A 12,894-nucleotide genomic window follows, 5' to 3' on the forward strand; every position below is an offset into this window, starting at 1 on the left:
AGGGTGGGCATCACATGCCCACCGAACCACAAGCACAATAACAAAGGAGACAACGATGCGGATACTGCTGTACCGCAGCGACGGCGACACGGGTCCCTGGGCCGAGGACTTCGCCGCGGCGCTGCCGCATGCCGAGACCGTCGCGTGGCGGGAAGGGGTGGCCACGCCCCCGTGCGACTACGCCGCCGTCTGGGCGCCGCCGCCCGCCATGCTGGCCGACCTGGCGCGGGTGAAGGCGGTCTTCCTGATGGGCGCCGGCGTCGACGGCCTCCTGAAATTCGGCGACGCCCTGCCCGACGTGCCCATCGTGCGCCTGGGCGATGCCGGCATGGGCGAGCAGATGGCGGACTATGTGCTGCACGCCGTGCTGCGCTACTTCCGCCGCTTCGACGAGTACGCGCAGCAGGCGCGCCAGGGCCTGTGGAACCCGCTGGCCGCGCGCGACAAGGCCGAATTCTCCGTCGGCGTGCTGGGACTCGGCAAGCTGGGCGTGCCCGTGCTGCAGGCGCTGCGCCGGCAGGGCTTTCCCGTGCGCGGCTGGAGCCGCACGCCGAAGGACCTGCCCCACATGGCCTGCTACGCCGGCATGGAGACGCTGGACGCCTTCCTGGCCGATACCCGCGTGCTCGTGTGCATGCTGCCGCTGACGCCCGACACGAACAACCTGCTCGACCGCGCGCGCCTGTCGCGGCTGCCGCAGGGCGCCTACCTCGTCAACGTCGCGCGCGGGGCACTGGTGGCGGAGCCGGACCTGCTCGCGCTGATCCGCGCCGGCCATATCGCGGGGGCCACACTGGACGTGTTCCGCAACGAGCCGCTGCCCGCGCCGCATCCGTTCTGGGACGAGCCGCGCATCACCATCACGCCGCACGTCTCGGCGCTGACGCTGCGCGGCGAAGCGGTGCGCCAGATCGCGACGAAGATACGCCTGCTCGAACAGGGCGAGACGGTCGCGGACGTCGTCGACCGGCAACGGGGATACTGAATGAAAATCGAGGAGATGCCATGAACCTGCCGAACAAGGTCAAGATCGTCGAAGTGGGCCCGCGCGACGGCCTGCAGAACGAAAAGGAGGCGGTGTCCGCCGCCGTGAAGATCGAGCTGGTCGACCGCCTCGCGCGCGCCGGCTTCCGGAACGTGGAGGCGGCGTCCTTCGTGTCACCGAAATGGGTGCCGCAGATGGCGACCAGCGCCGAGGTCCTGGCCGGCATCGCCCGCCTGCCCGGCACCATCTATTCCGCGCTGACGCCGAACATGCAGGGCTTCGAGGCGGCGCTGGCCAGCCGCGCCGACGAAGTCGTGATCTTCGGCTCGGCATCGGAAGCGTTCTCGCAGCGGAACATCAACTGCTCGATCGCGGAATCGATCGCGCGCTTCGAGCCGGTGGCGCGCGCGGCCAAGGATCACGGGCTGCGCCTGCGCGGCAGCGTCAGCTGCTCGTTCGGCTGCCCGTACCAGGGCGAGGTCCCCTTGTCCGCGGTGGCCGACGTGGTGGGCCGCATGCGCGACCTGGGCTGCGACGAGATCGACATCGCCGACACCATCGGCGTCTCCACGCCGAGGAAGACGCAGGCCGTGATGGAGACGGCGGCGCGCGCGTTCGACCTGGCGCGCATCGCCGGCCACTTCCACGACACCTACGGCCAGGCGCTGGCGAACATCTATGCCAGCATGGAAGTGGGCGTGGCGATCTTCCATTCGTCCGTATCGGGCCTGGGCGGTTGTCCGTATGCCAAGGGCGCGACGGGCAACGTCGCCACCGAGGACGTGCTGTACATGCTGCACGGCTTGGGGATCGAGACGGGCGTGGACCTGGACCAGGTAGTGGATGCGGGCGACTTCATCTCGCGCCAGCTGGGACGCAAGGGCGCGAGCCGCGCGGGGAATGCCTTGCTCGCCAAACGCACGGCCTGACCGCGCGGAAATGAAAAAAGGCCGACGATCGCTCGTCGGCCTTTTCGTTATACTGGTCGGAGTACAAGGATTCGAACCTTGGACCCTCTGGTCCCAAACCAGATGCGCTACCGGGCTGCGCTACACTCCGAAGACGGCCATCATAACCGTCGCGGACACCCGGGTCAAGGAAAGCACCCTTGATTGAGCGCGGCTGCGGTTTTCCTGCACAAACCTGATGGATCGAGACGTGAACGCGACTTTCGACTTCGACGCCGCCAACCCCGCCCTGCCCGCGCCCGAACGCAGGCAGGTCATGCGCATCGTCGCGGGCATGGCCCTGTCGATCGCCGTGCACGTCGTGCTGCTGGCGCTGTACCGCGCGCCGGCCGCCCCGCCCGCGCCGCCGGCCAGCGAAGCGCTGACGGTGCGCCTGCGCGCCGCACCTGTGCCTGCACCTGTCCCTGTGCCGATCCCAGAACCTGTGCAGCCCTCCGTTCCCCGTGACGAGACGCCCGCCGTGCCGAAGGCGGCACCGGCGCCGCGCAGCCGATCCGCCGAACGCCCGGCGCGCCGCGTGATCGCCGTCGACCCCGAGGTGCGCCAATCGGCCGAGGAAAGCTATCCCGTCGAGGCGGCGTCCGAGCCGCCCGCGCAGGCCGCGGCACCGGAAACGCCGGCCGCCCCGCGCTTCGACCTGGACGCCGCGCGCAAGACGGCGCGCCTCGTCGCGGGCGAACCCGATCCCGCCAAGAAAGGCACGGCGCTGGAGCGCCTGCCGCCGCCGCCCTTGCAAACCGAGAACAAGTTCGAGCGCGCGATCAAGTCGGCCAAGCGGCGCGACTGCAAGGATGGCGTGCCGGGCGGCTTGCTGGCGCCCCTGTTCCTGGCCATGGACAAGAAGGACAGCGGCTGCAAGTGGTGAGCCGCGCGGCGGACCGTCACAAAACGCTTGTCCATCATCCTACCTTCTAGTAGGATGATTCGCATGAACAAATCTTCGACCACAGCCGACGATATCCTGGCCTGCACGCGCAAGCTGATCGTCGCCGGCGGCTACAACGGCTTCAGCTATGCGGACATCGCCGACGTGGTCGGCATCCGCAAGGCCAGCATCCACCACCATTTCCCCAGCAAGGCGGAGCTGGTGACGACGCTCGTCGCCCGCTACCGGGAAGCGGCCGAGGAAGGCATCGCCAACCTGGCACGCAGCATTCCCGAGCCGCTCGAGCAATTGCGCGCCTACCTGCGCTACTGGGAGACCTGCATCGAGGATGCCAGCGCGCCGTTCTGCATCTGCGCGCTGCTGGCCGGCGAACTGCCGCTGCTGCCGGAAGCGGTGGCGCTCGAAGTGCGGGCTTATTTCCGCTTCCTGTCAGGCTGGCTGGCCTCGGTATTGGAACGGGGCGTGCAGGAAGGCGCTCTAACGCTGGCGCACCCGCCGCGCGTGGAGGCGGAAGCGTTCATGGCCATCGTCCATGGCGCCATGCTGTCGGCGCGCGCCTATGGCGATGCCCGGACCTTCGGCGCCATCATGTGGCCGCAACTGGAGCGCTTCTCGGCAGGAAAGTAAATATAAGCAGTATCCGCGCGGCCCAGGCGCGCTGCGGGGGTAGTCGTCGTCTTTGTGCGCCCAACACGCCTACCAACTAGTAGGTAGCAAACTCGAAAGGAACCATCATGCAAGCACACGACAGCACCGGCCAGGAACGCTGGCTGACCCGCTACTATTTCACCCGCGCCGCGTTTTCCTTCGCCTGGGTCGCCGCGGCCCTCACGGCGGGACGGCAATCCTGGCTCGCCGCCGCGGCCCTGCTGGTCGCCTATCCCGTCTGGGATGCGCTGGCCAACTACGTCGACGGGGCCAAAAGCGGCGGCCTGGGCCGCAACAAGACGCAGGCCGTCAACGTCGCGGTGAGCCTGGCGACGGCCATTGCCGTGGCGTTCTCGCTGGCGAGCATGAACCTGGTGCTGGGCGTGTTCGGCGCCTGGGCGATCCTGTCCGGCCTGCTGCAGCTGGGCACGGCGCTGCGGCGCTGGAAGACCCACGGCGCGCAGTGGGCGATGGTGCTGAGCGGCGCCCAGTCGGCGCTGGCGGGCGGCTTCTTCATTGCCCAGGCGCGGATGCCGGCGGTGCCGTCGATCGCCAACGTGGCCGGCTATGCGGGCGTCGGCGCCGCCTATTTCCTCGTGTCGGCGGTGTGGCTGACCGTCACCGTGGCGCGTAGAAAGGTGGCGCTCACTCGCCCTTGATCTGCAGGGCGCGCTCGTACAGCGCGTTCTTCTTCTTCCCCGTGATCTGCGCGGCCAGGCTGGCCGCCTGCTTCACCGAGCACTCCGCCAGCAGGATGTTCAGGATGCGCTCCGCCTCGGCATCGCCTTCCTCGCCGGCCTGGGGCGCGCCCTCGACCAGCACGACGAATTCGCCCCGTTCGCGGTTGGCGTCGGCCTTCACCCAGGCCAGCGCCTCGCCCAGCGGGCAGCGGTGGATTTCCTCGAACAGCTTGGTCAGCTCGCGCGCGAACACGACTTGCCGCGTGGGCTCGAACACGGCCGCCAGGGCCTCGACGCAATCGACGATGCGATGCGGTGCCTCATAGATGACGAGGGTCGCCGCCATCGGCTTGAGCGCCGCCAGTTCCGCTTCGCGCTGCTTCGTCTTGGCCGGCAGGAATCCGACAAAATGGAAGCGGTCGTTGACCAGGCCGCTGGCCGACAACGCCGTCACCGCCGCCGACGCGCCCGGCAGCGGCACCACGTTCAGGCCGGCGGCGCGCACGGCGTCGACGATGCGCGCGCCCGGATCGGACACGGCCGGCGTACCGGCGTCGGACACCAACGCCACCCGTTCGCCCGCCTGCAGGCGCTGCACCAGTTTTTCCGCCGCCTCGCGCTCGTTGTGCTGGTGCGCGGCCACCATGTGCTTGTTCAGGCCGAAACGGGCCAGCAGCGCCCCGGTCTTGCGCGTATCCTCGCAGGCCACGACGTCGGCCAGCGCCAGCAGGTGCAGGGCGCGCAGCGTGATGTCGGTGACGTTGCCGATCGGCGTTGCCACTACATAAAGTGTGCCAGTAGGATAAGATTGCTGGGCGGCCTCGCCCAGCACGGGCAGTTGGACGATCTGGGTGGTCTGCTGACTGTTCTCTTTAACTGTCATGGTGGGATAGATGCAAATAAAAACTTTCAAGGCACGGGCCGTCGGCATGGCGTCGGTACTCATGCCGCTGTTGTTCGTCGCCGGTTGCAGCTCGATCTGCGTCGACCCCGACCCGCGAGTGTGCCCCACGGGCAGCACAAACACAAGCTTGACGCCCGTCGTGGAGGAGCGCTCGGCCCGGCCGCTGGCGGCGCCCGTCCGGGCCGCCCCGGCCCCGGCCACCCCGCAGCCGGATCCGTCCGACGCCGTGCAGACGGCGCCGATCCAGCTGTTCGACGGTCCGGCGGCCGATGCGGGCGCGGGCGCGGCACGCGCCGGCGCGGCTCCCCTGGCGGCCAATGCCGGCCCGGTCGGCGCCGGCGTGCGCATCGCCCTGCTGCTGCCGATGAACTCGGCCAGCCTGGGCGGCGCCGCCGAAGCGGTGCGCGCCGGCTTCATGGCCGGCTTCCAGCGCGACGGCAGCGGCGTGCAGGTCGAGCTGGTGCCGACCGGCGACGCGCCGGACGAAACGCTGGCCGCCTATGCGCGCGCGGCCGCCAGCCACGACCTCGTCGTCGGCCCGCTGGCCCGTCCCGCGGTGAGCGCGCTGGCGTCCGGCGGCGCCGTCGCCAAGCCGACCATCGCCCTGAACCATCCGGAACAGCGCGGCGTGCTGCCGCGCGGGATGCTGGTGGCCGGCCTCTCGATCGAGGACGAGGCGGCCCAGGTGGCGGAATGGGCGGCGCGCGAGCGGCCCCAGGGACGCGTTCTGATCCTGACCGGCAGCGCGGCCTGGGCGTTGCGCGCGGCGGGCGCCTTCGAGGCGCGCTGGAGCGCGCTCGGCCGCACCGGCCAGCGCTTCGACCTGCCGTCCAGCGGCGGCCGGGTGGAACTGTCCGCCATCGATACGCTCAAGACCCGCATCGGCATCGATCCGCCCGACCTCGTGTTCGCCGCGCTCGACGTGGCCGAACTGCGCCAGGTCGTCGCCCAGACCGGCCAGGTCTGCGCCGTGATCGCCTGCTACGGCGGCTCGTCCGTCAATCCGGGCCGCGCGCCCGGCGCGGGCGTGGCCGAGCTGAACGGCCTGCGCCTCGTCGACGTGCCCTGGCTGGTGCGGCGCGACGCCAGCGCCGTGATGGTCTATCCGCGTCCCGACGACAACGCCCAGCCGCTGTACATGAGCCGCCTGTACGCGCTCGGCATCGATGCCTTCCGCGTGGCGCGCGACGTCGCGCTGCAGCCGGGTACGCCGCTCGCGATCGATGGCGTGACCGGACAATTGTCCACCGGCGGCGATGCCGCCTTCCCCAGGCTGCAGCGGCGCGAAGCCGAAGCCATCTACCAGAACGGCGACTTCCAACCGGCGCCCCCGCCGGTCGATCCGGCGGCCACGATGCCGGTGAACCCGCCGGCCGCACCGGCCAGAACGGGCGGCTGACATGTGGCCGACCCGCCTGTCGCAGAAGCAGGAACAGGGTCGGAAATGGGAAGAAGCGGCCATGGCGTATCTTCGGCGCCACGGTCTTGTCTTGATCGAAGCGAATTTCCGGTGCAAGCTGGGCGAGATCGACTTGATCGTGCGCGACGGCGCTACCCTCGTCTTCGTCGAAGTGCGCCAGCGCGCCGCCGGCGCCCCGGTCGATGCCGCCACCAGTATCGGTCCGGCGAAGATCCGCCGCATCGTGCGCGCCGCCCAGTACTACCTGCAGCGCTTCCGCCAGATGCCGCCTTGCCGCATCGATGTCATCGCCATTAACGGAAACGATATTCAATGGTTAAGAAACGCCATTGAAGTGTAAGCATTTTTTTCCCCAGTTGCTCGTTGGCCATGGGCACTGCACTATAATCTTCGACCATGAATACTCAACGCATCCTCGCCCACTTCCAGGAAAGCGCCGAACTGAAACTGAAGGCCGCCCCGATCCTGGCACAACCGATTTCCAACGCCATCGAACTGATGTTCAATGCGCTTTCCAACGGCAACAAGATCCTCGCCTGCGGCAATGGCGGCTCGGCCGGCGATTCGCAGCACTTCGCCGCCGAACTCGTCGGCCGCTTCGAGCGCGAGCGCTTTCCGCTGCCGGCGATCGCGCTGACCACCGACACGTCGATCATCACGGCCGTCGGCAACGACTACAGCTTCAACGAGATCTTCAGCAAGCAGGTGCAGGCGTTCGGCCAGGCCGGCGACATCCTGCTGGCGATCTCGACCTCCGGCAATTCCGGCAACGTCGTCGCGGCCGTCGAAGCGGCGCTCGAGCGCGAGATGCGCGTCGTGGCGCTGACCGGCAAGGATGGCGGCAAGCTGGGCCAGATGCTGACCGACGCCGACGTGCACATCAACGTGCCGCATTCGCGCACCGCACGCATCCAGGAAGTGCACCTGGTGGTGATCCATAGTATCTGCGACGGCCTCGACGTCGCCCTGTTCGGAGAAGAAGATGCAAATTAACGCCGCCGCCCTGCTGCGCCCTCTGTCCAAGGCCGTGCTGTGCGCGGCCCTGCTGGCTTCCCTGCAAGGCTGCGTCGCGGTCGTGGCCGGCGCTGCCGTCGGCGGCGCCGTCGCGACGGCCGACCGCCGCACGCTGGGCGCCCAGACCGAGGACAAGGCGATCGCGGTGAAGGCCGAAACGAGCCTGGGCGAGATCACCGGCGACCTCGGCCACGTCAACGTCAACAGCTACAACCGCAAGGTCCTGCTGACCGGCGAGGTCCGCGACGAGGCGATGAAGCGCGCCGTCGAGAACCACGTGCGCGGCGTGTCCAACGTCGAGTCCGTCATCAACGAACTGGAGATCGCCGGCCCGGCCAGCTATACCTCGCGCTCGAACGATGCGCTGATCACCAGCAAGGTCAAGCTCAGCCTGGCGGACAAGAAGACCATCTCGGCGACCTCGTTCAAGGTCGTCACCGAGCGCGGCAATGTCTACCTGATGGGCCTGGTCACTCAGCGCGAAGGCAATATCGCCGCCGACGTCGCCAAGGGCGTGTCCGGCGTCATGCGCGTGGTCAAGATCTTCGAGTACATCAGCGAAGAAGACCTGCGCTCGATGCAGCCGCAACAGGCGCAATCCCAGCCGCGCGGCAATTCCTGAAGCGGCGGCCTTCGGAGGCTGTCGCGAAAGGTGCAGGGCAAGGCGCGGCGCCGAAGACAGTGCTAGTGCACGGCGAGGCGCCGCAACGCCGCCATGCGCCTTTCGCGACAGCCTCTTCAGCAGGGAATGGGCGACGGGCCTATAATGGCTCGTCGCCAACAGAGGATGTGTCGAGACCATGACCGCAACTTCTTCCACTACCCGTTCCTGGGCCAAGCCCGCCTTCATCGGCGCGGCCGTGCTGGCCATCGCCGGCATCGGCTTCGCCACCTTCGGCAAGCAGCAGCAAGCCCCCGACGTCACCTTCATCAGCATCGATGGCCAGAAGATCAGCTCGCAGGATTTGCGCGGCAAGGTCGTGATGGTCAATTTCTGGGCCACGTCCTGCACCACCTGCGTGAAGGAAATGCCGCAGATGATCGAGACCTATAACAAGTTCAAGGGCCAGGGCCTGGAATTCGTCGCGGTGGCGATGAACTACGACCGCCCCGACTATGTGCTGAACTACACCCAGGCCAAGCAGCTGCCGTTCAAGGTGGCGCTCGATTCCGGCGGCGACCTGGCCAAGCAGTTCGGCGACGTCAACATGACCCCGACCACCTTCGTCATCGACAAGGACGGCAAGATCCTCAAGCGCTACCTGGGCGAGCCGGATTTCGGACAACTGCATACCTTGCTGCAAAAGTCGCTGAGCACGACCTGACGCACACCGTGTGCGAGCGCCTGAGAAAGCCTCCAGGGCAAGGCGCGTTGTCGAAGACAGTACGCGCGTACGGCGAGACAATGCAACGCCGCCATGGAGGCTTTGTCAGGCGCTCTGTCTTGCACACGCCTGACATCCCGCAAATCGGGCCAATGCCTTTGGCCCAAGCTTGACGCGCCTGCTGACGCTGTTCCACATTGCCCTGGCAAAGGAGATGGCGAATGCGTACATGGATCCCGGCCCTGCGGCTGCCCTGCCTGCTGCTGCCCTGCCTGCTGACGGCGGGATGCACGAGCGTCGATACGCAGCTGCGCAACACCGTCGTGCTGCACTACCAGCACGTGGCCAATGTCCAGCGGATCGATTTTTCCACGCCCGTGATGCTGCCCGGGCGCGGCGCGCCGGCGCACTTCGTGCAGCCGCTCGAATCGCAGGGCTTCTGGGCCGTGTTCGTGGTGTGCAGCGTGGATGCGACGGGCGCCGGCATTCCCAGCTTTTACTTCGACGCCGAGCGCCTGCGCGTGCAATACGGCGAGCAGCGCTACGGCCCGCTACGCCCCTACACGGTACGCCTGGACGACACGACCGACCTGAACACGCGCCGGGACACGCCGGTGCTGGCCGCGGCCATCGCCGCCGAGATCGGCGAAGGGCCGCAGAGCCAGATCTTCCGCCACGGCTTCCACCCGGACCTCGACATCCGCGTCGCCCTCTACGTTCCGCATGCCTTGCCGGACTATTCCGGCGATCGACTGCCGCTGCGCTACGAAGGCGGCCAGACCCTGGTGCTGGGCAACGACTATCCGCCGTCGAGCATTCCCATCGCCGGGCTGGGCGGGACCGGGATCGCCTCGCACTGCCTGCCGTGACCCATCATGACACATGCACGCTTGCGCCCGGAGCACAAAAGCGCGCGTGATACCATGGGCCGATGAGCAACCTGCCCCAGCTGGAATTCATTGCACGCCTCGGCCTCGCGGCCCTGCTCGGCGGCGCGATCGGCTTCGAGCGCGAACGCCTGTCCTGGGCGGCCGGATTGCGCACGCACATGCTCGTGTCCGTCGGCGCCTGCCTGTTCATGATCGTCTCCGCCTACGGCTTCATGGAAGTCCTGGGCCACGAGCACATCTCGCTCGACCCCTCGCGCGTCGCGGCCCAGGTGGTCTCGGGCATCGGTTTCCTGGGCGCCGGCTCGATCCTGCTGCGCGGCGAAATCGTGCGCGGCCTGACGACGGCCGCCAGCCTGTGGACGGTGGCGGCGATCGGCCTGGCCGTCGGCGGGGGCCTGTACGTGGCGGCGGTCGCGGCCACGGTGATCATCCTGTTCATCCTGGCCGGCATCAAGCCGCTGGAACGCTGGTATTTCTCCACGCGCCAGCGCCGCGAACTGCTGATTTCCGCCGAGCGCGGCCGCGTGACGCTGCCCGTGCTGCAGCGCGAGCTGGGCCACGTGACGGGCCGCATCAGCACCTTCGTCGTCCAGCACAACGAGGAAGCGGCCGACATCGACGACGTGCTGATCGCCTTTACGCGCATGTCGGCCCAGGAATTCAATGTGATGCTCGAGCGCCTGCAGCGCATCCCCGGCGTGCTCAAGCTGGACGTCAAGGGCCAGCCGGAACAGCGCGGCGCCTAGGGCTCACCAGCGCCCGCGTTCCTTCTTCGACTGGCGCTTGCGCGCTGCTGGGGAAGAACTCCGGCATGCGGTAGCCGAGCCAGGCATAGGCCGAATACATGCGGCAGGTATCCTCGACTTCCTGCAGGTTTTGCCAGAACAGCTCCTGCGGATGGGGCTGCAGCTTGCAGACCTTGCGCTTGGCCAGCGATTGCGCCCAGTGCGACCAGGCGCTTTCCAGCGTCGGCACCCTGGTCGAGATCGGCACCAGCGACATCGTGAATTTCTCGGCCACGCTCAGGTCGAGCGTATCGAGCCATTCGGCGCGCTCGTTCTGCTCCTCCGTGATCTTCGGATAGAAAAAGCCGTCCGGCACGTCGATATTGTGCACGAAGCGCTTCAGCAGTTTCACGAGCGAGGTCTCGCCCGTCACCGCCGAGATGCGGTGCAATTGCTCGATCGACGGCGCCACCGCGAAGCCGCTCGCCTTGACGGGCGGGATCTTTTCCTTCATCAGCGAGCGCACGATCTCGTGCGTGTCGTCGTCGTAGCCGGCGACAAAACCTTCCTCGTGCACGCCGTAGCGGCCGGCGCGTCCCGCGATCTGCTTGGCCAGCGCCGCCGAGATCTCTTCTTCCTCGACACCGTTGTACTTGACGGCCGTCGTCATCACGATGCGCTGGATCGGCATGTTCAAGCCCATGGCGATCGCATCGGTGCCGACGACGATGTCGGCCTGCCCCTCGCGGAAGCGTTCCGCCTGGGCGCGCCGCACTTCCGGAGACAGATTGCCGTAGACGGTGGCGACCGTCAGCCCCAGCTCCGTGATCATGTCGCGCCACATCAGCACGTTGCGGCGCGAGAACGCGATGACGGCATCGCCGCGGCGCAGGTTGCGGATCCGGCGCACGGCCGACGGTTCCATCGACAGCGGCGCCTTGCGTTTCAGCACGTGCACCTCGAGGGGGCACTCGAGGCGTTCGGCCAGCGCCTCGATCGCGCGGCGCGCTTCCGGAGCGCCGACCAGGTACACGGTCGAGGCCGGCGCGCCGCACACGGCCGCGGTCCAGGCGGCGCCGCGGTCGCGGTCGGCCAGCATCTGGATCTCGTCGATGACGGCAACCTCGACCCGCGTGCGGGTATCGAGCATCTCGACCGTGCTGACGACGTGGGTCGCGTTCTCGGCCAGGCGCCGCTCTTCTCCCGTGACGAGGCTCACGGCCAGCGGCTCGCCGTCGTCGCGCCGGACGGCCTGCAGGCGTTCGTAGTTTTCCAGCGCCAGCAGGCGCAGCGGCGCCAGGTAGACGCCGCTGCCGGCCTGGGCCAGCGCTTCCATCGCCCGGTGGGTCTTGCCGGAGTTGGTCGGGCCCAGCAGCGCGACGAAGCGGCGCGCCATCTTGCTGGCGACCTCGAACGAGGCCGGGTACTCGGCCAGGTTGATGCTTTCCTTGGTGCGCGCCGCATGGCGCTCTTCCTGTTCGCGCTCGACGGCGTGCTCCAGGCGCTGGCGGATGCGGTCGAACACGTACTCGGCCGGTTCGGACGTTTCCAGCTCTTCCAGCACGTGCAGGAACAGCATCGGATCGAAGCCCGCTTCCTCGCAGGCATCGGCGACCTCGCGCACGAATTCCTCGACCTCCTGGTTCAGGTCGTCGGCCGCGTCGCGGCTGGCGCGCTCCTCGATCAGTTCGCGGCGTGCGGACAACTCCATCTTGCGCCACTTGCTCGGCTTGGCCAGCACGCCGCGCGACGGCACCAGACGGTACTCGACGTGCAGGCCGTCGACGCGCACGGCGCCGCCGAAGCGCAGGAAGACGCGGCCTTCCATCTTGACCAGTTCGATGCCGCGCGCGGCAAGGTTCAAGTCGTGCTCGAGGAAGGCGTCGTCGTCGCCCAGGTTGGTATCGGAATCGTTGTCGCTGCGGTGTTGGGTCATGTGATGCCAATGATATCTCGTTGGCAGCACTATAACGGATACGCCCCGGGCCCGGCACGCGCCACCGGCGGCATGCCTAGCGCGTCGGCACCGCCTCCAGTTCGCGCAGGCGCGAGCGCAACGCGCGCTCCTCGGTCCAGCGCGCGGTATCGTCGCGCACGACGGCCGCGATGGCGGCCACCTTGCCGTCCGGCGCATGCAGCAGCGCCACGGTGAAGGCGATCGACAAGGGCTTGCCTTCCTTGTGCAGCGCGGGCACGCGCAGGACGTCGCTGCCGTAGCGCGTTTCTCCGGTCGCCATGGTCTTGTGGTAACCGTCCCAGTGGCGCCCCTGCTGGCGCTCGGGAATGATCAGGTCGAGCGACTGGCCGACGGCATCGTCTTCCGTGAATCCGAAGATGCGCGTGGCCGCCGCATTCCAGAACACGATCGTGCCGGCGGCATCGCAGACGACGATGCCGTCGCCCAACGCCTGGGCCAGTTGCTGAAAGTCGAGCTGCTGCATGGCTCCTC

Annotated in this window: 15 protein-coding genes and 1 tRNA gene; 12 read left to right on the forward strand and 4 right to left on the reverse strand. The window is 68.0% G+C overall.

The genetic code is table 11. From position 1 onward, the window contains the following. The first annotated feature begins 55 nt into the window (after positions 1-55). Positions 56-985 carry a glyoxylate/hydroxypyruvate reductase A gene (locus QPK32_RS20110; RefSeq protein ID WP_290414577.1) on the forward strand — a complete coding sequence of 310 codons (930 nt, stop codon included), beginning with the start codon at positions 56-58 and terminating at the stop codon, positions 983-985. Positions 986-1,005: 20 nt separating this feature from the next. Next, positions 1,006-1,914: a hydroxymethylglutaryl-CoA lyase gene (locus tag QPK32_RS20115; protein WP_290414578.1), complete on the forward strand. Its 909-nt coding sequence runs from the start codon at positions 1,006-1,008 to the stop codon at positions 1,912-1,914. Positions 1,915-1,967: 53 nt separating this feature from the next. Here the strand turns inward: QPK32_RS20115 and QPK32_RS20120 are convergent. Then, a tRNA-Pro gene (locus QPK32_RS20120) sits at positions 1,968-2,044 on the reverse strand. Positions 2,045-2,143: 99 nt separating this feature from the next. Between QPK32_RS20120 and QPK32_RS20125 the strand changes: the two genes are divergently transcribed. From QPK32_RS20125 to QPK32_RS20135, 3 genes are all read left to right on the forward strand, one after another. Then, on the forward strand, positions 2,144-2,818 hold the full coding sequence (locus QPK32_RS20125) for a hypothetical protein (protein ID WP_290414579.1): 675 nt from the start codon (positions 2,144-2,146) through the stop codon (positions 2,816-2,818). Positions 2,819-2,881: 63 nt separating this feature from the next. Continuing rightward, positions 2,882-3,466 carry a TetR/AcrR family transcriptional regulator gene (locus QPK32_RS20130; RefSeq protein ID WP_290414580.1) on the forward strand — a complete coding sequence of 195 codons (585 nt, stop codon included), beginning with the start codon at positions 2,882-2,884 and terminating at the stop codon, positions 3,464-3,466. A gap of 107 nt (positions 3,467-3,573) precedes the next feature. Beyond that, positions 3,574-4,146: a DUF308 domain-containing protein gene (locus QPK32_RS20135; protein WP_290414581.1), complete on the forward strand. Its 573-nt coding sequence runs from the start codon at positions 3,574-3,576 to the stop codon at positions 4,144-4,146. Here QPK32_RS20135 and rsmI read toward each other — a convergent pair. Beyond that, a complete protein-coding gene (gene rsmI / locus QPK32_RS20140) occupies positions 4,133-5,050 on the reverse strand; it encodes a 16S rRNA (cytidine(1402)-2'-O)-methyltransferase (protein ID WP_290414659.1) in 918 nt (305 codons plus the stop codon). The two genes, QPK32_RS20135 and rsmI, sit on opposite strands and share 14 nt — an antisense overlap. Before the next feature lie 148 nt (positions 5,051-5,198). Between rsmI and QPK32_RS20145 the strand changes: the two genes are divergently transcribed. The 7 genes from QPK32_RS20145 (at position 5,199) to QPK32_RS20175 (ending at position 10,466) form a co-directional block, all read left to right on the forward strand. Further along, positions 5,199-6,470 carry a penicillin-binding protein activator gene (locus QPK32_RS20145; protein WP_290414582.1) on the forward strand — a complete coding sequence of 424 codons (1,272 nt, stop codon included), beginning with the start codon at positions 5,199-5,201 and terminating at the stop codon, positions 6,468-6,470. 1 nt (position 6,471) lies between these two features. After that, positions 6,472-6,831, forward strand: a complete 360-nt coding sequence (locus QPK32_RS20150; RefSeq protein WP_290414583.1) for a YraN family protein — start codon at positions 6,472-6,474, stop codon at positions 6,829-6,831. Between the two features lie 56 nt (positions 6,832-6,887). Next, positions 6,888-7,484: a phosphoheptose isomerase gene (locus tag QPK32_RS20155; RefSeq protein WP_290414584.1), complete on the forward strand. Its 597-nt coding sequence runs from the start codon at positions 6,888-6,890 to the stop codon at positions 7,482-7,484. Beyond that, positions 7,474-8,127 (forward strand): BON domain-containing protein, encoded by a 654-nt coding sequence (locus tag QPK32_RS20160; RefSeq protein WP_290414585.1) that lies wholly within the window; start codon positions 7,474-7,476, stop codon positions 8,125-8,127. The genes QPK32_RS20155 and QPK32_RS20160 overlap by 11 nt, the downstream gene beginning before the upstream one ends. Positions 8,128-8,305: 178 nt before the next feature. Beyond that, positions 8,306-8,830, forward strand: a complete 525-nt coding sequence (locus QPK32_RS20165) for a TlpA disulfide reductase family protein (protein WP_290414586.1) — start codon at positions 8,306-8,308, stop codon at positions 8,828-8,830. Between the two features lie 221 nt (positions 8,831-9,051). Beyond that, positions 9,052-9,699: a hypothetical protein gene (locus QPK32_RS20170; protein WP_290414587.1), complete on the forward strand. Its 648-nt coding sequence runs from the start codon at positions 9,052-9,054 to the stop codon at positions 9,697-9,699. Between the two features lie 62 nt (positions 9,700-9,761). After that, positions 9,762-10,466, forward strand: a complete 705-nt coding sequence (locus tag QPK32_RS20175) for an MgtC/SapB family protein (protein WP_290414588.1) — start codon at positions 9,762-9,764, stop codon at positions 10,464-10,466. Here QPK32_RS20175 and QPK32_RS20180 read toward each other — a convergent pair. Then, positions 10,435-12,381: a helicase-related protein gene (locus QPK32_RS20180; RefSeq protein ID WP_290414589.1), complete on the reverse strand. Its 1,947-nt coding sequence runs from the start codon at positions 12,379-12,381 to the stop codon at positions 10,435-10,437. The two genes, QPK32_RS20175 and QPK32_RS20180, sit on opposite strands and share 32 nt — an antisense overlap. A gap of 76 nt (positions 12,382-12,457) precedes the next feature. Continuing rightward, positions 12,458-12,886 (reverse strand): PAS domain-containing protein, encoded by a 429-nt coding sequence (locus QPK32_RS20185; RefSeq protein ID WP_290414590.1) that lies wholly within the window; start codon positions 12,884-12,886, stop codon positions 12,458-12,460. Positions 12,887-12,894: the final 8 nt, after the last annotated feature.

Source organism: Massilia sp. YIM B02763, from assembly GCF_030412015.1.
GTDB lineage: Bacteria > Pseudomonadota > Gammaproteobacteria > Burkholderiales > Burkholderiaceae_D > Telluria.

Coding starts and splice junctions, on each gene's coding strand:
- QPK32_RS20110 (WP_290414577.1), top strand. CDS start 56: ATGCGGATACTGCTGTACCGCAGCGACGGCGACACGGGTCCCTGGGCC.
- QPK32_RS20115 (WP_290414578.1), top strand. CDS start 1,006: ATGAACCTGCCGAACAAGGTCAAGATCGTCGAAGTGGGCCCGCGCGAC.
- QPK32_RS20130 (WP_290414580.1), top strand. CDS start 2,882: ATGAACAAATCTTCGACCACAGCCGACGATATCCTGGCCTGCACGCGC.
- QPK32_RS20135 (WP_290414581.1), top strand. CDS start 3,574: ATGCAAGCACACGACAGCACCGGCCAGGAACGCTGGCTGACCCGCTAC.
- rsmI (WP_290414659.1), bottom strand. CDS start 5,050: ATGACAGTTAAAGAGAACAGTCAGCAGACCACCCAGATCGTCCAACTG.
- QPK32_RS20150 (WP_290414583.1), top strand. CDS start 6,472: ATGTGGCCGACCCGCCTGTCGCAGAAGCAGGAACAGGGTCGGAAATGG.
- QPK32_RS20155 (WP_290414584.1), top strand. CDS start 6,888: ATGAATACTCAACGCATCCTCGCCCACTTCCAGGAAAGCGCCGAACTG.
- QPK32_RS20160 (WP_290414585.1), top strand. CDS start 7,474: ATGCAAATTAACGCCGCCGCCCTGCTGCGCCCTCTGTCCAAGGCCGTG.
- QPK32_RS20165 (WP_290414586.1), top strand. CDS start 8,306: ATGACCGCAACTTCTTCCACTACCCGTTCCTGGGCCAAGCCCGCCTTC.
- QPK32_RS20170 (WP_290414587.1), top strand. CDS start 9,052: ATGCGTACATGGATCCCGGCCCTGCGGCTGCCCTGCCTGCTGCTGCCC.
- QPK32_RS20175 (WP_290414588.1), top strand. CDS start 9,762: ATGAGCAACCTGCCCCAGCTGGAATTCATTGCACGCCTCGGCCTCGCG.
- QPK32_RS20180 (WP_290414589.1), bottom strand. CDS start 12,381: ATGACCCAACACCGCAGCGACAACGATTCCGATACCAACCTGGGCGAC.
- QPK32_RS20185 (WP_290414590.1), bottom strand. CDS start 12,886: ATGCAGCAGCTCGACTTTCAGCAACTGGCCCAGGCGTTGGGCGACGGC.